At 60.0% G+C, this 22,815-nt stretch carries 17 protein-coding genes and 1 riboswitch; of the genes, 14 read left to right on the top strand and 3 right to left on the bottom strand.

The genetic code is table 11. The annotated features are described in order from the left end of the window. Window positions 1–356: 356 nt before the first annotated feature. The 6 genes from GA0004734_RS21885 to GA0004734_RS21860 all read left to right on the top strand — a co-directional run bounded on the left by GA0004734_RS21885 (window position 357) and on the right by GA0004734_RS21860 (window position 9,620). Window positions 357–695 carry a hypothetical protein gene (locus GA0004734_RS21885; protein ID WP_210173767.1) on the top strand — a complete coding sequence of 113 codons (339 nt, stop codon included), beginning with the start codon at window positions 357–359 and terminating at the stop codon, window positions 693–695. Beyond that, window positions 692–3,790, top strand: a complete 3,099-nt coding sequence (locus tag GA0004734_RS21880; RefSeq protein ID WP_092937852.1) for an HsdM family class I SAM-dependent methyltransferase — start codon at window positions 692–694, stop codon at window positions 3,788–3,790. The genes GA0004734_RS21885 and GA0004734_RS21880 overlap by 4 nt, the downstream gene beginning before the upstream one ends. Further along, window positions 3,790–4,443 (top strand): hypothetical protein, encoded by a 654-nt coding sequence (locus GA0004734_RS21875; RefSeq protein WP_092937850.1) that lies wholly within the window; start codon window positions 3,790–3,792, stop codon window positions 4,441–4,443. The genes GA0004734_RS21880 and GA0004734_RS21875 overlap by 1 nt, the downstream gene beginning before the upstream one ends. Before the next feature lie 152 nt (window positions 4,444–4,595). Beyond that, window positions 4,596–6,563 carry an ATP-dependent nuclease gene (locus GA0004734_RS21870; RefSeq protein WP_092937848.1) on the top strand — a complete coding sequence of 656 codons (1,968 nt, stop codon included), beginning with the start codon at window positions 4,596–4,598 and terminating at the stop codon, window positions 6,561–6,563. Window positions 6,564–6,565: 2 nt separating this feature from the next. Then, the gene (locus GA0004734_RS21865; protein ID WP_092937846.1) at window positions 6,566–8,449 is read left to right on the top strand and encodes a UvrD-helicase domain-containing protein; all 1,884 of its coding nucleotides are present in this window, start codon (window positions 6,566–6,568) and stop codon (window positions 8,447–8,449) included. A gap of 13 nt (window positions 8,450–8,462) precedes the next feature. Further along, window positions 8,463–9,620 (top strand): hypothetical protein, encoded by a 1,158-nt coding sequence (locus tag GA0004734_RS21860; protein WP_092937844.1) that lies wholly within the window; start codon window positions 8,463–8,465, stop codon window positions 9,618–9,620. On the opposite strand, the gene GA0004734_RS21855 is transcribed toward GA0004734_RS21860, so the two are convergent. Both GA0004734_RS21855 and GA0004734_RS21850 read right to left on the bottom strand, forming a co-directional pair. Next, entirely contained in the window at window positions 9,617–10,306 is a 690-nt protein-coding gene (locus GA0004734_RS21855) for a hypothetical protein (RefSeq protein ID WP_092937842.1), read from the bottom strand. The two genes, GA0004734_RS21860 and GA0004734_RS21855, sit on opposite strands and share 4 nt — an antisense overlap. Beyond that, window positions 10,303–11,838, bottom strand: a complete 1,536-nt coding sequence (locus tag GA0004734_RS21850; protein ID WP_092937840.1) for a hypothetical protein — start codon at window positions 11,836–11,838, stop codon at window positions 10,303–10,305. Before GA0004734_RS21850 ends, GA0004734_RS21855 begins: the two co-directional genes overlap by 4 nt. Before the next feature lie 120 nt (window positions 11,839–11,958). Here GA0004734_RS21850 and GA0004734_RS21845 point away from each other — a divergent pair, with 120 nt between their 5' ends. The 3 genes from GA0004734_RS21845 (at window position 11,959) to GA0004734_RS21835 (ending at window position 14,725) form a co-directional block, all read left to right on the top strand. Continuing rightward, window positions 11,959–12,447: a hypothetical protein gene (locus GA0004734_RS21845; protein ID WP_092937839.1), complete on the top strand. Its 489-nt coding sequence runs from the start codon at window positions 11,959–11,961 to the stop codon at window positions 12,445–12,447. A 166-nt stretch (window positions 12,448–12,613) separates the two neighbouring features. After that, a complete protein-coding gene (locus GA0004734_RS21840; protein ID WP_245292579.1) occupies window positions 12,614–13,369 on the top strand; it encodes a restriction endonuclease in 756 nt (251 codons plus the stop codon). Window positions 13,370–13,588: 219 nt separating this feature from the next. Next, complete coding sequence (locus tag GA0004734_RS21835) at window positions 13,589–14,725, top strand: SEC-C domain-containing protein (protein ID WP_245292578.1); 1,137 nt, start codon at window positions 13,589–13,591, stop codon at window positions 14,723–14,725. Window positions 14,726–14,756: 31 nt separating this feature from the next. Here GA0004734_RS21835 and GA0004734_RS21830 read toward each other — a convergent pair whose 3' ends face one another. Then, window positions 14,757–15,851, bottom strand: coding sequence for an RHE_PE00001 family protein (locus tag GA0004734_RS21830; protein WP_092937834.1), 1,095 nt, complete (start codon window positions 15,849–15,851; stop codon window positions 14,757–14,759). Between the two features lie 89 nt (window positions 15,852–15,940). On the opposite strand from GA0004734_RS21830, the gene GA0004734_RS21825 reads away from it, so the two are divergent. The 5 genes from GA0004734_RS21825 to GA0004734_RS21805 all read left to right on the top strand — a co-directional run bounded on the left by GA0004734_RS21825 (window position 15,941) and on the right by GA0004734_RS21805 (window position 22,792). Then, window positions 15,941–17,593 carry a Mu transposase C-terminal domain-containing protein gene (locus GA0004734_RS21825; RefSeq protein ID WP_042617858.1) on the top strand — a complete coding sequence of 551 codons (1,653 nt, stop codon included), beginning with the start codon at window positions 15,941–15,943 and terminating at the stop codon, window positions 17,591–17,593. A 6-nt stretch (window positions 17,594–17,599) separates the two neighbouring features. Continuing rightward, window positions 17,600–18,478, top strand: coding sequence for a TniB family NTP-binding protein (locus GA0004734_RS21820; RefSeq protein WP_042617857.1), 879 nt, complete (start codon window positions 17,600–17,602; stop codon window positions 18,476–18,478). Continuing rightward, window positions 18,475–19,356, top strand: coding sequence for a TniQ family protein (locus GA0004734_RS21815; protein ID WP_052496828.1), 882 nt, complete (start codon window positions 18,475–18,477; stop codon window positions 19,354–19,356). The genes GA0004734_RS21820 and GA0004734_RS21815 overlap by 4 nt, the downstream gene beginning before the upstream one ends. 86 nt (window positions 19,357–19,442) lie before the next feature. Then, a complete protein-coding gene (gene nhaA, locus GA0004734_RS21810) occupies window positions 19,443–20,636 on the top strand; it encodes a Na+/H+ antiporter NhaA (RefSeq protein WP_042617856.1) in 1,194 nt (397 codons plus the stop codon). A gap of 175 nt (window positions 20,637–20,811) precedes the next feature. Next, window positions 20,812–20,888, top strand: a riboswitch (Fluoride riboswitch). An 86-nt stretch (window positions 20,889–20,974) separates the two neighbouring features. After that, window positions 20,975–22,792: a voltage-gated chloride channel family protein gene (locus GA0004734_RS21805; RefSeq protein WP_042617855.1), complete on the top strand. Its 1,818-nt coding sequence runs from the start codon at window positions 20,975–20,977 to the stop codon at window positions 22,790–22,792. The last annotated feature ends 23 nt before the right edge of the window (window positions 22,793–22,815 follow it).

The following is a 22,815-nucleotide window of genomic DNA, read 5'->3' as shown; positions in this document are numbered from 1 at the left end:
TGTCATTCGACGCACGCATTTTGAAATTGCCGCCGAAATCTCGTCCCTTATGTAGCGAGGCTGATCGCCAACAGCTCCGTGCCAATAGAAACGTGAACACCTATGCGACAGACACGCTTAGGATAAAAGGAAGCATTTTTGCGAGTAGAACAAAACAAATACATATGCGGGGCTTACCCCGTATTGATATGGGCAGCATTCCGAGCTAATTGGAGTACATGCGTTACACTCAAAGTCAGATTCGCGAGCTACTTTCCATTTCAGTGGACGCGTTTCGTACGTGGCGGGATGCCATACCGGCATTGGCTGCGCATAAGGGGCACGCCCCAAGCTTCACACCTGGGGACGTGGTCGCGATGGCGATCGTGGCCGAACTGGTCAGAGATTTCGGTGTCCGCGTCGGCACGGTTGGCGGCCGTTTCGATCAACTGATCAGGGAGTGTCGCGGCAAGTCTTGGCTCGCGCTGGAAACCTCCGTTGCCCTGATCGAAGCCGATAGCATCCGTCTCGTTGACGCTGGCACGCATGCGCGTCCGTCGCCCGACGCCTCCACGCTATGCGTTCCTTGTGGACCCATCGTGTCGCGCTTGCAGGCGGCGCTTACGGCTACCGAAGCCGACCTGGCTCAAGGCTATCTAAAGTTTCCCCCCACTGCGATCGGCCCGCAAACTGCACGACGTGGAAGACGAGCATGACCACCATTTTGGCATCCACGTTGGCGCCGGAGTGGAAAGACCGCTTGGGGCTTACACATCGGCGCTCGCCTGAACTCTACGAGTCAGCCGAGGCCGTCAGCGACGTGCCACATGCGCCGGCCATCCGAGCCGCCCTTACAGAAATGGGCGTATCAGCGATCTTCTGCGTCCAGGGCGTCCCGACTGTCGCGATCCTGGAAGCCGATCACTATGATCGTGCCGCAATAATCGACCTTCACGGCGCGCTGTGGAATCAGGGCCTGGCAAGCCTATTGCTGGTCATCGCCGACGATACGCTCAGAGCGTTTTCGCTCGCCCGCACTCCGCTTAGCGATCCAGGCGACGCCTTTGAGGCCCGCTGCCTTATCGATAGCCTCAGCCTGATGACCGAAACCCTGAGATTTCAGAATCTCATCTACGGCGCGGAATCCGGACGTCTTTGGAAAGACTACGGCGAATATTTCCCGCCAAAAGAACGCATCGATCAGGTTCTCCTCGACAATCTGAATGCGTCCCACGACCTCCTGCAGAAGGCCGCGCTCGCCCCCGATGCGGCGCAAGCCCTGCTCATACAGGCGATGTTTATCGCCTATCTTGAAGACCGGGAGATCGTAACCCCCGCCTATTTTGCGGCCGTATCCGACAAGAGCGCCGAGAGTTTCTCGGCGCTGCTGGAAAGGGGCGACGTCGATCTCTTCCGATCCTTCTTCCGAACGCTGCATGCGGATTTCAACGGCGATCTGTTCGTCGCGCCGTGCTCTTTCGAGCCCATGGGCGAGGCACCCGAAGTCACGCCTGCCCATCTGACGATCCTGGCGCGGTTTCGGTCAGGCCGCGAAGAAATGGCGCATTCAGGGCAGCAGCGGTTCTGGGGCTATGACTTCCGCTATATCCCGATCGAACTAGTCAGCGCCGTCTACGATCGCTTCCTAGGTGAGCGCGAGGCTGAACGCCGCGCCAACGGCGCCTACTACACGCCAATGTTCCTTGCCGACACCGTCGTTTCCCAAGCCTGGGAGATGTTGCCAGATGCGACACGGACGACCGGAAACTTCCTCGACCCCGCTTGCGGTTCAGGCGTTTTCCTCGTCCGCTCGTTCCAGCGGCTGTGTGAACATTGGCGCGCCAAGCACAAGACGCAGTCGATTTCCTGGAAGACACTTCTGTCCTTGCTGAGTCAAATCCATGGCTGGGATCTGAATAGCGGCGCCGTTCGGGTCGCCGTGTTCTCGCTCTACGTCGCCCTCCTTGAGGAGGTATCACCACGCGACATCCGCAAACTCATCACTCGGGGAAAACTCCTCCCGGAACTCTGGGGTAAAACCCTTGTCTGCCGGGACTTTTTCAAAGTATCGCCTGATGGTCCCCGGTACGAGGTGATCATCGGCAATCCGCCATGGACCAGTCGGCGCGGTCCGGCACGTTCGTCAGTGCAGTGGAGCAAGAAGGCAGGGCATCCGATGCCCGGTGGCGAGGACGCCTGGGCATTCAGTTGGAAAGCCCTCTCGCATCTCGCCGACGGCGGACTGATCGCGTTCCTGTTGCCGGCGATGGGATTTTTGCACAACCACGCCCAAAACACGGTTGAAGCCCGTGACGCGTTCTTCCGGAAATCTCAGGTCCGCCGCATCATCAACTTCGCGGATCTTCGATTTCAGCTTTTCGAGAAAGCCCATCGCCCCACCGCCCTGATCATCTACAGCAGCGCCAATCCGGATAATTTCCCGTATCGCTTCGACTATTGGGCGCCAAAGGCCGACCTTAATCTGCGCATCAAGCGCGTCATCACGCTGAGCAGCGCTGACAAGACCACCCTCGGGGTGGGCGCGGTCCTGGATAACCCGCTCATCTTCAAGCAGCGCCTCTGGATGCGCGAGCCGGACGCCAAACTCTTCGGCTACCTCGCGAGGCTTCCCAAACTAGGGGCCTTCATCAGCGATTACGGCAGCCTGAGCCGTCGCCGCGAAAAGCCGGGCGATCGATGGGTCATCGGGCAAGGCTATCAGCCCTTCAATGAAGATAGCGATAGCGATGCGCCTCCGCTGGCCAGCGAGTATGTCGGTCGACTGCCTGACCTGCCGATCGCAGCCTATTCGCGCCTGGCTCAGGCTGCGGAAGGCTTGCTGCCGGCCCCGTCATCGACGGTTCGCCGCCGCGGGTTCGAGCCCGGCTTCGATGGCTCGCGCATCCTTATCCCGCGTGGGGTGGAGACAGCGCAAAACCGCCTTCGCGCCGCCTACTGCGATCAGCCGCTGACATTCCAGGATATCTTGCAAGCGATCGTGGTGCCGGACGGCCAAAGTGACCGCGCGAAGGTTCTCACGGCGATCCTCAATAGTCGCATCGCGGTCTGGTATGCCTTTCATGGCACCGCGTCGTTCGGTTCGGATCGCCCGGAAGTCAAGCAAGCCGACCTGTTGCGATTGCCGTTTCCATCACCCGACGATGTCCCTGATAAAGCCGCAGCCGCTCAAGCCGCCCATAAGCTGGTTGCGATCGTTGACGACGCATACGAACGCTCCAAGGAGCCCTTCTCGATGCAGATCGACGAGGGCGACGTTCTTCGGACGATCGACCGGCTCGCGTACCAATATTTTTGCCTGTCTCCCGATGAGATCGCGCTAATCGACGACACTGTCGAGGCGATCCTTCCTGCGCTTCAGCCCCATGAAGGCCACTTCCCGAAACTCTGGGGCGCGCCTGACGAACCGCAACGCGCTCAATACGCGCGCACATTGTCGGCGAGCCTCGCGGACTGGTTCAAAGGCAAGAAGATCGATGCGCGCCTTGTCGCGCGCAGCGCTGATCTTGCGATCCTGCGCCTGCATCTGGGCGGCCATGAAGAGTATGCCGAAGATGCGGCCGGCGAACTCAGCGACGTACTCGAGCAGCTCGCAGCCCACATCCACAGGCCCCTCGACGGTAACTTCCAGCTCATGCCCGATCTGCGCGTATTCGTCGGTGACTGCCTCTACCTCATCAAGCCTATGCAGATGCGCTTCTGGCTGCGCGCCACGGCGCTCGCGGATGCCGATGGAATAGCGCTGGACCTCCAGCAAGCTGCCGCCGCAGCCCAACAGCGGGGCGCGGATTGATGCTGATCGGTGATGTGCAGGGATGGGTCGACAACTTCGTTTCGTTTGACGATCGCTTCCTGGAGCGGATCGCGGCAGCGTGGCCAGAGTGCATGGCGGTTCTTCCCGAACAGCCAGGGGAAGATGTCATCACCATCAACCTCGTCGATCGCCTCGCCAAGGACGTTGTGGTCCGTCGGTTATGCCATTGGGTCGAGTATCAGTTCGAGCCGTTCGGCCTAGCGGCTGACGGGTCGAAATACAGCAAGGGCATCATCGACATCGCCGTACTCTTCGACTGGGATCGGGAGCGATACCTGGCCTATGAGTGCAAGCGGCTCAACGTGAACAACGGCGGAGGCCGCAGTTCCCTGGCCACCGTGTACGTCACCCAGGGCATGATGCGTTTTCTCACCGAGCAGTATGCCGAACAGCTGCCTGTGGGGTGCATGCTCGGTTACGTGCTCGACGGCGACGTGCCCTTTGCCAATTCACGGATTGCCGACGCCATCGGCAGCCATGTCCCTCTCGCGCTCGCTGAGGGACCTACACCACTTGCCGCGATCGAAACGATTGAGCGCTTCCGAACAAGGCACACCCGCCAAACCGGATCACAGATCGAACTTCGCCACGCGCTATTTTCGAAGCCGTCAGCGGTCGCGAAAAACGCTTGAGGAAGGCGTGCTTAGGGGCCTCTCGATTCTTGAAGCTTCAGCGCGCCTTGTACTGATCGATGAAGTATAAGTGACGAAATCATGGAAGGCCGCGACTGCCAATCAAGGGAAACTTGATGCGATCGGCCACCAATAAGGGGAGGTCGGCTAAAATGTTTATTGAGCGGCTCAGTCTGACGAATTTCCGTTGCTTCGGACCAGTCGCGACAAGCGTCGATCTAACCTCCGGCCTCACCACCTTTGTCGGCGTCAACGGCGCGGGCAAGACCGCCCTGATGCAAGCCCTGCAGCGCCTCTTCGGCGTGACGGGCGATCAGCGACGACTGCGGCGTCAGGATTTTCACGTCCCTTCCACCGAGCTTGTCGCGCTACTCCAGCGAAACTTCGTCCTAGAGGCAATCATTGCCTTTCCAGAACTAGACGCCGACGGCGCCGGTGGCGCGGCAATTCCAGAATTCTTTCATCAGATGGCAGCTGAGGAGGCGGGCAAGCTGAAATGCCGCCTGCGTCTCGAAGCGACCTGGACCGATGACGGTTCGCTCGATGGTGCGATTGAACAGAAATACTGGGCGGTCCGGACTTTCGGGGCGTTCACCGACGCTGATTGCACCGAGTTGAAAGCCGCCGACCGGGCGCGGATCCAAATGATCTACGTGCCGGCGACGCGGGACGGCGCCTCCCAGGTGACGGCCTTTCTGCGCGGCAGGCTGTGGCGCGCCATCAACTGGTCGCAGGGAGTCCGCGACACGTTCACAAACGCCGGCGCCGCCTTGAACGGCGCTTTCGCCGGGGAGCCGGCCGTCGATGTGATTGCCGCAGCGGTAACGCGGCGGTGGCAGGAAGTGTACACAGCCGGAACCGACACGACGCCGGTCTTCCGCCCGCTCGATCTGCGTTTTGAGCATTTCATCCGGAAGGTAGAGGTGGTCTTCCGCCCCGACGAGGTCGGCCGGGAGCGAGCCCTCGATGACCTGAGCGACGGCCAGAGGTCGCTCTTCCATTTGGCGATGACCGCGGCGACACTGGACGTTGAAGCCGGGATCGTCGCCGATCCTGCTGGGGCCGGTTTCCAGGCTGGCGGCGTACCGTTACCCGCGCTCACGCTCATCGCGATCGAAGAGCCCGAGAACAATCTCGCTCCCTTCTATCTCTCCCGCATCGTCCGGCAGATACAGGACCTGACGAAGTCGCCGCAGGCGCAGGCCGTTGTCTCCAGCCATTCCCCAAGCATCCTCGCCCGGGTGGATCCGACGCAGGTCCGGCACTTCCGGCTCGATCCGCACGATCGAACGGCCCGCATCCGCCCGATCAACCTCCCCGTCGGCGAGGAAGAGGCATCGAAATTCATTCGCGAGGCCGTGCGGACCTATCCCGAACTCTATTTCGCGCGCTTCGTCGTGCTGGGAGAAGGTGCGTCCGAGGAGGTCGTTCTTCCCCGTCTCGCCGAGGCGATGGGGCTCGACATCGATCGATCCTTTGTCGCGGTCGTTCCGCTGGGCGGTCGGCATGTGAACCACCTCTGGCGACTGCTGACCGATCTCGACATCCCCTACGCCACCTTGCTGGATCTCGACCGGGGCCGTTCTGGGGGTGGGTGGGGACGTATAAAAACGGCCTGCACGCAACTGCTCGCAAACAACGTCACGCCACAGGCCATCTTCGGACAGCATCTTAACCCCCAAGGGCCAGCCGCCAATCTGGCGGCTTTCGATGCTCTGCCGATCGAGGACACTGCGAATATCACAAATTGGATGAATTGGCTGCGCCAGTTCAATGTCTTCTTCTGCACGCCCCTCGACCTCGACTACTCGATGCTGAAGGCTCTCCCGCTCGCCTATCAGATCATCGAACCCGGCCGCCAGGGGCCCTCGCCTGCAGGGGAGCCGCGCACGGCGGTTCTCGGCGACGACGGTCTGCCTCACCTGTACGCTGCCGACCAGGACGTTTTGATGCGCTGGTATCGTTATCTGTTCCTGGGGCGCGGCAAGCCCAGCACCCACGTTCGGGTGTTGAGTGCACAAGACCCGGCTGCCCTCGCGGCCACCGCTCCCGAAGAACTGCGCGCACTCCTGACCTCAATTGTCGCTCGTCTTACCCCTCCTCCTCCCGCAGGTGCCTGACCATGCGCCTTATTCGGCCAGAGGACTGGCGCCCCAGCGGCATTAACGATCTCGAACCGGCAGCGTGGAATGCCCTGCGCCACGTCGGCTCGGCGTGCGTGGTCGCAGGCCCCGGCGCCGGCAAGACCGAGTTTCTGGCCCAACGCGCCGACTATCTGCTTGAAACGGGCCTCTGCCGAGCGCCGCACCGCGTGCTAGCGATTTCGTTCAAAACGGATGCAGCCAACAATCTCGCGTCGCGCGTCCGCCAGCGGTGCCCGCCAGAGTTCGCCAACCGGTTCGTGTCGGTAACCTTCGACGCCTTCACCAAAAGTCTGGTCGATCGCTTTCTCAACGCCATCCTCGCCGAATGGCGCCCGACCCGGCCTTACGAAATCGCCTTCCCAAAGCGCAAGACGATAGAAGGCTTCCTCACGCTTGCCCGGCTCGGTGCGCCGCCGGAATGGCAGGCGGAAATCGCCGGCTACAGTGCGGGCGATTTTGAAGCCAAGATTGTCGGCGGCTACCGCCTGCCGATGGGGCCTATCGCGCCCCAAAACGCCGCCGAGTTCACCATCGCCCGCTGGTGGTCGACGCAACTACCTCCAGGACAGCCTTCTTCACTCACCTTCGTCGGCATCAACCGACTCGCGGAGCAGCTACTCCGGGCCAATCCCCACATCCGCCGGGCGCTCGTCGCCACCTATCCCTTCGTGTTCGTGGACGAATTCCAGGACACGACCTACGCGCAATACGACTTCCTGCATTCGGCGTTCTCTGGCGGGCAAACCATCATCACCGGCGTCGGTGACGACAAGCAGCGGATCATGGTCTTCGCCGGCGCGCGTCAGGACGCCTTTCAGCGGCTGCAGGCCGATTTCGGCGGAGCAAGGTTCCCCCTCCTTTTCAACTTCCGTTCCTCGCCGGACCTGGTCGCGATCCAGCATATCGTCGCGCGCGCGCTCGATCCGAACACCGTCCCCACGGTCGCTCAGACCGCCCGTCAGGTCGATGGCGACGTGGCTCAGGTTTGGTCCAGCCAGACCATTGCGGCGGAAGCCGCCCACCTGGCGCAATGGATCGCCAATGACATTGCCACCCGCGGCCGGGCGCCGCGCGACTACGCGCTCCTCGTGAAACAGAAGTCCGATGATTATGAGCGCGAACTCGCTGGAGCCTTCGCCGTTCATGGCCTGCGGATTCGCAATGAGAGCCATTCTCTCGGCAAAACCTCTCTTCAGGATTTGTTATCTGATGACCTGAGCCGGCTCGCGATTGCAATCTTCCGCCTTGGCGCGACCCGCCGCGCACCGGCAGCCTGGCAGTTGGTCTCCTCTTCCGTCCAGGTGCTGCGCGCTATCGGGCAGGAGGATGACGCGCGCGCGGCCACTGTCGAGGCGGAGCTCACCGCATTCCTCGCGGCCCTCCGCACCGACATGGCGGCCACCGCCCCGTCGCAGCAGAGCGCCCTCGACTTCGCCACACGGGTTTTCGACTATCTGGATCTCGATGCAATCGCCCGCACCTATGCTGAATACGGCGTTGGCGAGCAGCTTGAGATCATCCTTGAAGCTTTTTGCATCCACTTCTTCGCTTGCGTCAACGGTGCGGTGACCTGGACGGCGTGCCTCGACGCGTTCGAGGGCGTCGGTCAGGTTCCGATGATGACTGTCCATAAGAGCAAGGGGCTCGAATACGACACCATCATCTTCGTCGGCCTCGATGACCGGGCTTGGTGGGCCCACACCCCCGGCGACCCCGAAGGCGTCGCTGCGTTTTTCGTCGCCCTCTCGCGGGCGAAACAGCGCGCCATCTTCGCCTTCTGCTATCAACGCGGAAACCGAAACAATGTGGCTGAGCTCTATCAGCTTCTGACTGATGCGGGCGTGCCGGAAATCGCAATATGAGTGGCTCGAGATCATGACCGCCGAGTGGACGCCGGTATTCGTCCTTCCTAATATTCCGCTGGAAGGTGCGATTGGCTGCGACATCGCGGCGCTTGCCCCCGCACACGATCGTCGCGTCGCGACCCTAAAGCGCACGCACCCGATGCTCAGGCGTTTCCTCAACCGTTTCGCCGACAACTTCGGGCAGAAGTTCGAACCCGTCGTCCTGATCCTGAACACGTCGGCGCCACCGATGTTTCGCGACGTCTCGGCGCTGGCGAGCTTTCGCGATCTTATCGCGCTCTCTGCGCTCACCTACGGCCGCGCGCTGGAACTCCGACATCCGCGCGGGCATCGGGTCCTCTTCGGTGAGGCCTTCTCGATCTACCCTTGGATGCTTGACCGACACTATGAGGATGTGATCGGCAGCACACCGGCCATCCTCGGCACGCATGAAGTTTCCAGCTTCAAGGGTCAGTCATCACCGGCTCTGTTCCGCACGTCTCTTGGCGAAGGCGACATCGATCAACCGATGCTCACGGCACTCATGGCGCGCTGGCGTCGACGCTATGAAGCTGCGGAGCCCGCCTGGGAAGATGTTGCGCTGATGCGTTCGCTCAACATGGCGTATCAGGCTTCGCTCCTGCCAGCAGGAACGGACACGACGTTCTACGACGTCGGGCGCGTCGTCTCCCTCTGGGTCAGCGCATTCGAGATCCTCGTGCATCCCGGCGGAAGCGGCCAAGCTAACCGGGATAAGGTGTTCGAAATGATCGAGCGCACGCCTTGGGCAATCCCCGCGAGCGGCCAGCTCGCGCACGACACGGGCGGAAAAACAAAGGTGAAGCGTACTCTGGCATCGTGGCTCTACCAAGTGCTCTACGAATGCCGAAACGACTTCCTCCACGGCAACCCGGTGGAGCGCAGCAATCTCGTCCTTTCGACGCCGCAACGGACGATCTTCGAGTATGCCGCACCGCTCTATCGCATCGCGCTGACTGCATTTCTGCCGCTCGCCCACGCAGCACCCATGCCGTCAGCTGACGATCCAAAAGCCTTCGGAGCCTATATCGCCAATCGCATGGACTTCGTGGGACAGCAGAAAAATGCCGAGGAAGCCCTCCTCACCGCGACACGTCCACCGGCCGAACGCGGCGCGTACCGTCCCAGGGTCACCCGACCAGCGCCCTAATCGTTTGACTCAGCATCCGGCTCCGCAATCAGCTCTTCGGCCAGTTCCGAAAGCCATGGCGAGACGTCATCGATCCGCACCGCGTTGGCGTGGGCCGCGAAATACTCTCCGACGGTCCGAAACGTCTCGCCGAAGCGGTTAGAAAACATCTTCTGCAGCTTGTCATTCCGGCTCAGCACGCTCGATAGCGCCCGGCCGCCTCGCAAAAACTTCAGCGCGTGCTCGGTTCCGAGCAGGTAGAGGTGCTTCCGTTTCCCCGTAGGATGCTCCGCGAGCAGCAGATAATCCTTGAACACCGAATTCTGGCGGATCGATTCCGCGCCGCCCCGCCATCGGATGAACTTGAATTCGGCGACCCGCAGATTGGTCTCCAGATCAAAATCCCGTCCGGTGTTTCCAGCGCCGAGGGACACATATTCCACCCGCTCATCCGGTTCGAGGATGTGTGGAAGGCACAACAGGATGCCGAGCGCATGGATCGTAACGTTGATTTGGCCGGCCAGGCGTTTCATTTCCGCCGCCGCGGCCAGTGCCTCTCGACCCGCCCCCGCGCTTTCGAGAAAGCTCGCACAGCCCTCCGCCGTTACGCCGCGAACCCCGCTCTCGATCCGAGCGAGGGTTCGTGTCAGGTCCGGACCCGTGAACCGCGCTAGCAGCTCGCCGATGTCTGCAAGGCCGGTCGTCACTCGCCCACCCGACCGGCGGGACGAAGCCGTTCGATCTGATTGTAGTTGATCACCGCTGCGTCGGCGCCGATGACCGGAAACCGGCTGACGACGTAATGCACGACCTTGTCCATAGTCAGTTCCTGTTTGAGCAGATGCTCGCGGCCGCGCTCCTTTTTCAGCGCTCGTGAATAGTAATTCGTCAGAGATCGATTATACCGGACGAACAGTTTACGTTCAGCCTCGATCTTCGAAAGATCGATCCAGTTGTTCTTGCATTGAATGTTGAAGATGACACCGTCATGGGTAGCGACGACGTCGAATTCCTTCCGATTGATGCGCTTGATGTTCGTGACGGTGAAGCCCATGCGCTCCAAGTCACGCTTGACCATGTCCTCAAAAATGAAGCCGGCGTGAATCTGAAAGCGTCGGCGGCTGCCGAGGTGGACATTCTTGAACGCGTATAGGAAGCGCGATAGCAGATTGACGTTCGAGACAACCCGATCGCCCAGGTCCAGAAACGGTTGATAGGCGTTGGTGTTGGTTGCGTAGTCCGAGGGTATGTTCACCAGCAGCGTCTCGAGTTCGGCGGGATTCAACTCGTTCTGCGCGCGCAGCATCGAGCGAAACTTATCCTTCTCGATCTGGACATAGTAATCGTCTCGGGAATAGCGGGCGAAGGCGACCACCAGCATGCCCATGGCGGAAAAGGCGGAATCTTTGAGGCCGAACGCCTCATAGGTCGCGCCGATCAGCTTGACGCCGTTGCGCAGTTCGGCGGTCGAGAAAATCTTCCGGCCATCCACCGGTTCCATGGCCGGCATTTCGAACTGATCGCCGCGCAGCTCGGCCATGACGTGGATCGACGCACGTTCCGGCTCAAGAAAATAGTCGTCCAAGGTCTCAAAGTCGTGGCTGGCCATCGCACCAATGCCGTCGACCTCCAGGCTGAAATCCGGCAGCGCCTCGAGGAGCGCAAGCTTAAGGTGAAAGCCGGCGATGGCGATGCAGCTATGCTCGACCTGGGGCAGAAGGACGGTCAGCGCATCATAGGGCTGAAGAACCAGCGAGCCGGAACACGCATGGGGCATGGTGTAGAGCAGCGAGACGAAGTGCCGTCGCCGCGATTGAAAATAATCGACTGCCCCGCCGATCGTGTCGAGCGTGATGCTGGCGCTACGAGCGTCCTGGCCATGCGCGGCAAAGGCCACACCCATTGCCCCGGCGTACAGCATGATCCGCGTGAACCGGGCAATGACCGATGGTTCGAGATGGGGCGCGAGAGCCTGACGCACGGCCAGCCATGTCGGACCCGGATTTGAAACAAAAGCGCCGTCCAATCGGATCGCGCATAACCAAGCTCGAAGCCGAACGTCGGCGATCCCGAATCTTGGCAGATTGATGAATTCCTCGACGGCCCGGATCGTCTCATGCCATGCCGCCACCGCGTCATCTCGCCGATACTGCGCGAGGACGGTGAACACGCCGTGGCCGTGCGCAGCCAACTGGCTCTCGATCAGGGCCCTCGCTTCATCTCCCGATATCGTCCGCATGACGCTCAAATTTTCCCCGTAGGCATGGTAACCTCTCCTTTCCGGAGGAAGATTGGTCCTATTGACACCAATTTCTATATTGGCGCATATTGGTTCTGACAGAACCGAATTAGGTGCGCAATGGAACAGACCGTCACGACGGCGAAGGCAGCGGAGATCGTCGCTATCGGATACGAGGGGCTACGCTCATACCTGAAACGTGGCTTGCTCGGTTCGAGCGGATTGATGGCGCCGTTCGTTCATCGCGATTCACCGGCTCCCGACTTGAGCCGGGTCCGCGCCAAGTGGAAACGCTTTGGCTTAGTCGACCTCTGTCTGATGCGTCTGGCGAAGCAACTGATTGACCTTGGCCTTTCATTCGAACAGGCAAATGGCATCGCTTCGCGTGACGATGTTCGAAAGGTGTTTGCGCGGGACTCAAGCGCCGCAGGCACGACACTGATGGCTTGGCCGCCGTACTACGACTTCATTCTCTTTGCGGGCGACGACCTACGACACCTTCCGGACCGATTGGCCGAGGCAGGCGACGTCGCTCTGCTCGTGCAACTCGATCGGATCGCCGAACACGTCCGATCAGAGATCGACAGAGTAAGCGAAGGCGAGGCTTGATCTCCGAATGACTGCTGTCACCGCCTCTCACCTCTACTACATCAAGCTCGGTCGCGGCGGAGACTGGGAGGCCGAAAGCCTGCGCGATGGCGTCCTGCGGTTCGGCTATCGAGAGGCGCCGCACGATCTGTGTGCTCGCGGCGACTGGCAAGGTGTCTGGGAGGCAATGAAATCCATCCGCGGTGATGCCGGCGCGGCGACCCGTGACGTCAATCAAATCCGGGCTTATTATGAGGCCGACGAGCATTCGATCTTCATCACGTTCGTCGGCGGACTCCTGTATTGGTGCCGACCCAACGGCCCCGTCGAATTGCTCGATAATCGCAGCCACCGTCGTCAAACCGCGGAAGGATGGCGCAACACAAGCGTCAACGGCACCCTGCTCTCGGCCGACCGGCTATCGGGACGTCTGCTGAAGGTGCAGATGTTCCGAGGGGCGATCTGCGATGTTCGGGCGGGAGACTATCTCCTGCGAAAGCTCAGCGATCAGCTCTCCCCCGAGGTCGCCGCAGCCGAAGAGGCCGAACGTGCGCTGATGACGGCGATCGTGGAGCTGATGCGCCTTCTCACCTGGCAGGACTTCGAGCTCCTCGTCGATCTGGTTTTCTCGACCAGCGGTTGGCGCCGGGTTAGCCAGGTCGGGCGCACGCAGAAGACTGTGGACCTGGAGCTCATCTTGCCCAGCACGGCGGAGCGCGCTTTCGTTCAGGTCAAATCGCAGGCCACATCCGCGGCCCTGAACGACTATGTGGCACGCCTGGCAGAAGCCGATGCCTATGACCGGATGTTCTTCGTCTGGCACACTGGCGACATCGCCGAGGAAAGCAGTCCGGCAGGCGTCATACTTCTTGGTCCTCGAAAGCTTTCTCGCATGGTGCTCGACGCAGGCCTGTCATCGTGGCTGCGGGAGAAAGTCTCATGATGTAGCCTCGACTGAAATCTTCCTACCTCATTCCGAACGTCTGGACACCTATGGTGAGAACAATAGGAAAAGCCTCTCGCATTGCCGTAGAGTAGCGCTCCGGAGAGGTTTCATGACCGGCGCGAATTCTTTAGAGAGACTATGGGGAAATCTCGACGCGCGTGGGCCAATTCACTATATTAAAGTATGGCACAACATTCTTCTCTTAACGCAGCAAAAGTGAAACTTGATCCGATACGGCCCGTCGAGACGATGGGCCCATATGAATCGTGCTGGTGCCGCTCCGGCAAGAAGTACAAATGGTGCCATTTTCGTCGTGAGCAGCAAAAGCCCGTCAACATCTTCGAGATCGAAGCCCGGATGATTGCTGAACTGCGGGATGGCTATTGCTCCCATCCCGACCCTTCCGCCGACCCTTGCAGTGCAACGATCACCAAGGCTCACACCGTACAGAAGAAGGGCGGTCTTGCCGCTATCGCTGAGGCCGGTCACGTGTTGACCGTGAAGCCCTCGATGAAGGAGATGATCGAGACCGACGGCAACCCCCGGCCGCGCAAGGTGGGTGTCAATAACGCATCTGTGTTTCCGGGTTTCTGCAGTAAGCACGACACTATGCTCTTCAAGCCCATCGAGGGCAAAACGTTGTCGCTGACTAAAGACACAGCCTTCCTCTTTTCCTATCGTGCCATCGCCTATGAGCGCTTCGCAAAGGAGGCGCAACTCAGGAATACCGATATTCAACGCGAGGCGGATTGCGGGCACCCGTTCTGGAAGCAGGCAATGATCCAAACGCACCTCGCCGCTATCATCGACGGCATCAAGATCGGCATGCGCGACATGGATCTGTGGAAAGGTCAGTTGGATGAGCGACTCCTGTCCGGTGAGCGCCAGGACTTCCACTACGTTGCCGTCCGGTTCGATCAGGTCCTCCCGGTCGTCTCGTGTGGCGCGTTCCACCCAGAGTTTGACCTTCAGGGAAGGCCGCTGCAGCAGCTCGGCCGGGAAAGCGTCGACTTCGACCACATTACACTCACGGTGACCACCTTCGAATCGCAGACCATCGTTGTCTTTGGCTGGATCGGTACCGATAACGGCCCGGCGAAGGCGCTCGCAGATTCGTTCGCCGCGGTTGAAGACACCCGCAAAGCCGATGCCTTGGTGCGACTGTTATTCATCCATACCGACAATCTCTTCCTTCGGCCAAGCTGGTGGGAGTCCCTGCCCGAGGCCAGCAGGAAGGCCCTGAACGAAATGACGCGAAGCGGCACCACCATGCGAAGCCGCTCCGGCGGCGAGATGGCTGATGACGCGACATCATTTCTTGCCGCAGGCGTTGTCGAAGTCGTCAGTGGCTGACCTATTTTACCGCACTTAAATTGGACAACGACTAGGTAACTCCCCACGCCCGAAACCTCCCCCTGCCCGTCATCTCCCTGAGGCCGAGCTCCAAAACAATCCGCCGCGCCGCCTGCGGGGTCACCTCGAGCGCCTTGGCGACCATCCCCGCCGACACCAACGGCTTCGCCATTACCAACTCGGCCAGCTCAGGCAGTTTTGACGACGTCCGCCGTCCTTCCAGTTTTCGGTCCATCATCGTTTTCGCCAGCGTCAGCCGGTCATGCTCTTTTATGCCGATCTCCGCGGCCGCCAAAAACCCGTGGGCGATGGCCAGCAGCCGGGTTTCGCGGTCGCGATGCCGGCGTCGATCGACCGCAATGGTTTTGAGGCCGAGATTGATGGCGGCGAGATGGGCACCTGACGTGATGCCCGCCTGGCGCAGGATCGAGGCGGAAAACAGCCGGCCAAGCCAGGGCGCATGCTGCAGGACGGAGAGTTCGTTCCAGGCATCGAGGGCAATAATGGCCTGCAGCACCGCCGGCAAGTCTTCTGCCTGCCGGAGGACGGCGCGCCAATCGTCCAGCCTGGAATCCTCGTCCCAGTCGAGGTCATAGATAATCGGATCTTTGTCTTGGCCGCCGCCGCGGCCGGGCCGCCTTGCGTTCTCGATCGCCGCTTCCGAGCGGGCGAGCACCGCATCAATGGCGGCGTAGTCGACACCCGGAAGGATCTCGACGTCATCGCCATCTTCCCCCTCCCGTTCCAAATCAGCTACGACCACGGGCCGAATGTTGCCGACCGCGCCACCCGCCTCGTCTGCGCCAACGGGATTGATGTCCGACGTTTGTCGCAAGGTCCGGATACCCTCTGCGGATAGCCCCCAGCCCGGTGATTGCGCGGCGATGCGCCGGCGAGTGCGCAGGACGTCGCGGGCGATGGTCAGCTCGTGGGTGGGTGTGCGAATATCGCGCGTAGCGTCGTGGAGAACGAGGTCTTCGAGATGGACTAGTTCGCCGTCGATCCACAGCGAGGCGCAGGCGTCGGTGAATTGGGATCGTTCGATCCATCCCTGGCCGACCGGCGAGCGGGCGATACGCTCGTCGAGACGCGTGAGCGCGATGCCGGCTGTGGGTTTTAGTTTAATTTTTCAACTCGGAAATTGTCATACGGACGTAAGGGTTAGGCGATAAATTTCAGTAGATTTTTCGCTAAGGATTTCAGCGAGGTCTGCCCATGCCAAAGCAATTGCATGATCAGGGATTGCCGGCGACACGCGCGATCTCAGATGAGCATTGGTCAGTCGCGCTCCGCATGGCCCGCGAACTGGACAAGATCCTTGATGGCATCGGGCCGAAGCAGGTGGCCGTTTCGCGCGCGGCGGCCGAGTTGCGGCTAACGCGGCGACAAATCTACAATCTCCTCGTCCGCTATCGCATGGACAGGAAGGTGACAGCCTTACTCCCGCGCACCGCAAAAAGCCGCCGCAAGCGGCTGTCAGAAAAACTTGAAGCAATCATAGCGACAACACTGCGCGAGCAATGGCTGACACTGGAAGCTCCGCCCCTTGCCCCGGTCGTGGCTGAAATCCGCGCTCGTTGCGAGGAAGCCGGGCTGACCTTGCCGTCATACGTTACGGTTGCCCGACGTATCCCGATGCTGTTTAGCGCTGAAGAGATCGCCAAGAAACGGTCAGCCAATCCGAAACACCTGCTCCGGCTGAGGCCACGACCAGGATATATTCACGCAACTCACCCGCTCGACGTCTGTCAGATCGATCACACTCCGGCTGATATCAATTTCGTGGAGGTCGTTGACGGAACTGGCGTGTTTGTGGGTCGGCCTTATCTCACGATCGTGACCGATGTGGCATCACGCGTTATTTTAGGTTTCTGCCTGACTTTGGAGAAACCATCTGTTCTGTCGGTCGGACTTTGCCTTGCCCATGCGATGTGCGCGAAGGACGAATGGCTTGCCAACCGTAGCCTTGCTCATGCCTGGTCGACATTTGGCAGGCCTCGGGTACTCGTCACCGACTCGGCGATGGAATTCAAGGGGCACGCTTTCCAGCGTGGCTGCGACGATTATGGCATCCGCATTCGATATCGTGACCGCGGAAGAGTGCATCAAGGCGGCGTGGTCGAACGACTGCTGGGCAAACTCAACGCTATCCTCGCCACCTATCGCGGTTCGACCGGAAGGTCTGTGGTTGATCGCGATGAATATCCCTCGGAACGGCGCGCCTGTCTCGGATTCGCGGACCTGGAGCGGTGCGTTGCGCTGGCCATCCTCGATCACAACCGGCAGGAAAACACCAAGACACTGAATGTGCCGAATACGGAGTGGCAGCGCAACAACGCAGCTTTACCGCGCTTCAATGACGATCCACACACCGTTCTATTGTCGTTTCTGCCGGGTACGGAAAGAAGATTGTCGCCGCAGGGGATCAGCATGTTTGCCGTACATTATTACGCGTCATGGCTTGGCGGCCTCATTCCGCAGCGCGACCGGCTGGGAAAGCTGGAAGTAAGATATGACCCTCGAGACATCAGCCATATCTATGTCCGGGATCCGGAAGGCAGACACTTCCGACCCGTCGAACGGCGCGATGGCAGGCTTACGTCGCTGACGCTATGGGAACATGAGGCTGAGCGCGCCCGCCGGCGCGATGCAAACCATCGCTCAAGTGTTGCAAGGGTGGAGTTTCGCCGCGAAATCGCTGCTATCGTCGGGACTGCGAAACAACCCAGACGCCAGTTGCGAACTGCTGTCCGCGGTATCCACGCGGGCGCGTCGCAGAAGCCTTATGCGGCTATGCAGGAACAGGCGCGCGTTGCCTCACCTCATCCCACCCGTCAGAAAAGCCGACTACCGGTCGAAGACTGGTAGCATGGCATGTCGGACCATCTGCTCGACCATGTCCGATCCTACCTTGAACGCGACCAGGATGAGCGGATCGCCTACATCCGTGCCCCACGATGGATCGGACATCAGGTTGCTCAAGACAGCCATATACGGCTCACCGAGCTACTCTCAAGACCGCCGTCATTACGAACCCAGGGCCTGATGCTGGTCGGCCCCTATGCCAATGGCAAGACGATGATTGCGGAGCGGTTTGCCGTCGAACACCTGCGAACATCTGTCCAGCAGAAGCTTTGGATGGTCCAGACGCGAGAGGGCGCGGGCCTTGGCCATTTCTACGCGAGCATTCTCCAGGCGCTCCACGCTCCTGGGGGCGACATTTGGAATGTCAGCCGCAAGGCGGAACAGCTGGATCACTTGCTGGCAAATCTCAAGCCAAAGGTGTTGATCTTCGACGAGTTTCACAACGCATTGCGCGGACGGGCGCGCGACATCGAGGCGATTTTTGCATTCCTGCGACGAATCGGCCGTCAGTATGACATCGCCCCGGTTCTGATCGGGGACGTATCCGTCTACGACTTCCTCAACGCCACCAGCGAGATGGCAAGCCGTTTTGATCTGGTCGCAGTCCCGCGATGGCAATACGATGAGCCCTATCTGATGTTGCTCGATAGCCTTGAAGCAGCGTTGCCACTTGCCAGGATCTCGGATCTGTCCAGCGAGCCGTCGGCGCGGCTTATCTTCAGGTTATCGGAAGGTTTGATAGGCGAGACCGTCACCATCGTCACAAGAGCGGCCGTCGCGGCGGTACAATCCGGAGCCGAACGTATCACCAAGGCGGGCATCGTCGAACTGCGGCACATACCAATATCGCAGCGGCGCCTACCGGCTTTACGGGACAACCTGTTATGACGATGGGCGATGCTGGTATCCCGACAATCAGCATACAACGGAGATACCGTCACGTCGTTTCCGACCAGTGGCCCATCGACGTCTTACCGCAAACCGACGAATTGCTGTCGAGCTGGCTGCACCGCCTTGCTTATGCCAACGGTGTTGCACCACGTGGATTCGCCCGCGTCTTCGGACTTGGATCTGGCATGTGGTCACCAGCCATCGATTTCAGACCCTCGAGCGACATCGAAAACCTGCTTCGCGCAAATGCCGGTGTATCCCACGCTCAGATCGTGGCAATGACCCTGGCAAGTGGCATCCCGACGGAGCTCTTGCTGCCGTTACGAAACAGCGGTCGGCGCGGGACTTCAACCTGGTTGCAGTACTGCCCCCAATGCCTGGCTGGCGATGAGCATCCATATTTTCGCCGCAGCTGGCGTTTGGCGACCAAAGTATCTTGCCGCCACCACCGCTGCGGCTTGCGCGACCGGTGCCCATCCTGCCAAAGACGTATCGAAGCCTACGGTCAAAGCAAGCTTGTTCCCCAGCATTTTTGCGTCCACTGCGGTTTCGATTTGCGCAAGGCGTCAAAGGTCATCATCAGCGTTGCAGCGCACCTGGTGGATTATCGCATTGATCAGATGTGCCGCGGGGCGAGTGTCACTCCAGAACATCAGCGCGTTTTCCTTGCACGATTGCTGCAAATCCCCACGCTGGTGATGACCCACACTTCCGGCTCGCTGCTCAACTTTTCCAGCTCGACGCGAATCCGATGCTTCGAAAAGTTTGCAGATCGCGTTTGCGTACGAATAATGCGTGATGACGATAGTGCTGTCTGGCCAAGCCCCTATAGGGCCGAATCTGCTGGAAATCGTCGAGCAAATACCCTAGTTTAAAGCTTACAGTGCGTGCTGCGTGCGCTGCGGGCTTCCCCCGAAATTGACGGATACTTCGATCAACCTCTCACAAGGAGCGCGAACCCATGTCTTCGACATTTTCTCAGGGCCGCATTCAATCCACTCTCCGTCAGTTCCTCGATAATGAAGCATCGGGGGGCATCATCCTGATGGCAGTTGCTGCTCTGGCAATTGCCACGGCGAACTCGCCGTTGGCAGAGAGCTACTTCCATGTGCTGCACGTCTATGTCGGCCCGCTGAGCATCCAGCACTGGATCAACGACGCCTTGATGGCCGTCTTCTTCCTGCTGGTTGGCCTGGAGATCAAACGCGAGATGCTCGACGGCCAGCTTTCAAGCTGGAGCCGGCGCGTCTTGCCAGGCGCGGCTGCTGCAGGAGGCATGCTGTTTCCGGCACTGTTTTACCTCTACTTCAACTGGAGCGACCCGACAGCTATCCGTGGCTGGGCAATCCCGACTGCGACCGATATCGCCTTCGCTCTTGGGGTCCTTTCCCTTTTCGGTAATCGTGTTCCCGCATCGCTGAAGATATTTCTGGCGGCGCTGGCCATCATCGACGATCTCGGCGCCGTTGTGGTTATCGCTCTCTTCTATACTGCGGAACTGAACCTGCTCGCATTGGCTGGCGCGGGCCTCGTCGTTGGAAATCTGATCATCTTCAATCGCATGGGCGTGAAGGCCCTCTGGCCCTATCTCGCCCTCGGCGCGGTCCTGTGGGTGTTGGTTTTCGCATCAGGCGTGCATGCCACCCTTGCAGGTGTCTTGCTGGCGTTGACGATACCGCTGAAGCTGACGCCGGGGACGCCGGAGGCCACACACGATGAATCACCTCTGCACAGGTTCGAACACTTGCTGCACAAGCCGGTCGCCTTCGCGATCGTGCCGATCTTCGGCTTTGCCAACGCAGGTGTTTCGTTTGCCGGTTTATCGATGTCGGTCTTCGAAGAGCCGCTCACAATGGGCGTAGCGGCCGGCCTGTTGCTCGGAAAGCTGGTCGGCGTTCTGGGAACAGTGGTCGTTCTGGTAAGACTGGGCCTAGCCGATCTTCCAGCGAGCGCCAGTTGGGGTCAGATGACCGGCGTGGCCCTGCTGTGTGGAATCGGGTTTACGATGTCCCTTTTCATTGGCCTGCTGGCCTTCAGCGATCCAGTTGTACAGGATCACGTCAAGATCGGGATCCTGATGGGGTCGCTTGTGTCCGGTCTTTTGGGTGCGGTCTTTTTGACCGTCTCGGGCCGGCGAGCGAGGCGTGCGGTCTGAGTTGCTATTACTCTCCCGCGACCTTCTCCGACCTCCGCACCCCCCAAATATGTGCTGAGATAAATCGGTATCACTTAAAAAACTGCGTTCAGGTCGAAGATGTGGCCACCGTGCCAAGCAATCCCGCTCACCATGGTGAGTGGGATTGACATTATTCGGATCAATTGGCTATTGAAGTCACAACGGTAATGGATTCTGCCGGGCATTACGCCGAACCGCTTCCCCGATGAAGCTGATGACTCCTACTCAACGCGCAACACGCGAAGGAGTAGAGTCGTGCCTAGAATTCTGTACCTGTCCTCCAAGACGAAATGTGACCGTGCGGGAGCGTCCATCTGATGGCGTTTTCTGCATTTTTCGGACTTCGTATCGCCCAGGTCCGTAGCCTCGCGAAATGGATCGTGATCGTCGTACCGATGGCTGCTGCCGTCGGCTCGCTCGTAGCCCTGTTTCTCTGGAGCCTTGACCGGGCAACGGAGCTTCGTTTCGAATTTCCCTGGTTGATTTACGGCATGCCTGTCGCAGGTTTTGCGATGGTCTGGGCCTACCAGAAATTCGGTAAATCGGCGGAGGGTGGCAACAACCTCATCGTCGACCAGATCCATGAGCCGGGCGGCGGCGTGCCGCTGCGCATGGCGCCCTTCATCCTCGTCACCACCGTACTTACCCACCTCGTCGGCGGCTCGGCCGGTCGCGAGGGAACCGCGGTCCAACTCGGCGGCAGCCTGGCCAGCGCTTTTGGCAAGATGTTCAAGCTGACGCCGGGCGATGTGCGCATTCTGCTAATGGCCGGCATTGCTGCAGGCTTCGGTGCGGTGTTTGGAACACCCATTGCCGGCGCGATCTTCGCGCTCGAAGTCCTGACCATTGGCCGGATGCAGTATGAGGCCCTGTTGCCGGCTTTGCTGGCTGCCGTCGTTGCCGACTGGACCTGCCATGCATGGGGCATCGGCCACACCCACTACGCAATTGCCTATCTCGGCGGCGTTGGAGAAGCGGTCGGTTTCCACCTCGATGCCCTCCTCCTGCTCAAAGTGGTCACTGCCGGTTTGGCTTTTGGCCTGGCGGCCCATTTCTTCGCCGAACTTTCCCACCTCGCGTCGTCCGCCTACAAGGCGATCCTGCCTTATGCGCCGCTGCGTCCGGTACTCGCCAGCGCCATATTGCTGGGCCTCGTCTACCTCCTCGGTACGCGGGAATATCTCGGTCTGGGTGTCTGGTCCCCCAATCCCGACGACGCGACGATCCTAGGCTTTTTCCGTCCCAATCACGTGGATTACTGGAGCTGGGCCTGGAAGGCGCTGTTCACGATCGTCACATTAAACGCCGGTTTCAAGGGCGGCGAGGTCACACCGCTGTTCTTCATCGGCGCAGGTCTCGGCAGTGCGCTGGCCGGTGTTCTCGGCGCACCGGTCGATCTTTTTGCGGCACTTGGCTTCGTGGCCGTCTTCGCCGGCGCCACTAATACGCCGCTGGCTTGCATGATCATGGGGATTGAGCTCTTCGGCGCCACCCATTCGGTCTACCTCGCTGTCGCCTGCTTCGTTGCCTATCTGTGCAGTGGCCATTCCAGCATCTACCTGTCGCAGCGCGTCGGCGTTCCGAAAACCGCTGCCGCCAACGATATTCCTCCCGACATCTCGGTTCGCCACATGCGTGACATGCGGACTCAGAGCCTCGGCGAAATCGTCGGAAAGGTCCGTCTCCGGTCGATCGCCACAACCGCAACACTCAACGAAAGGCCCATCATCGTGAAGCAACACAAGCTGCATTCTACCGAAATTGGCATGGTCCGTATCTACATGAAGCCGCGTGAGAAGACGCCCGGCAAGGGCGGTTGGTTCGGATCGAAGCCTCTTTACCGGGAATTGGTCGTGCAGGCGAAGTCGGCCGGCATCAAGAATGCCGTCGCGCACCATACGCATTTTGGCTATTCGAACAGCGGTAAGCTTCAGGACGAGGGCTTCGAGATCCCCAATCCGGATCTGACTATGTGCGTCGAGATGATTGCATCACGCGACCAGCTCGAAGAGTTCTGCCGGACCCATGGCGCGGTCCTGAAACACAAGGTGATCGTCTACAAGCACCTGGAACAGTGGGATGTCGTCCATCACGACGTCGAAACGGCAGAAGCGCTCAAAGTCACGACATCCTGAAGGAGGCGCGATCTTGGTTTATC

This window comes from Rhizobium sp. 9140, assembly GCF_900067135.1.
Classification (GTDB): domain Bacteria; phylum Pseudomonadota; class Alphaproteobacteria; order Rhizobiales; family Rhizobiaceae; genus Ferranicluibacter.
The sequence above is the reverse complement of the archived record's forward strand: the minus strand, read 5'-3'. Positions and strand labels throughout refer to the sequence as shown.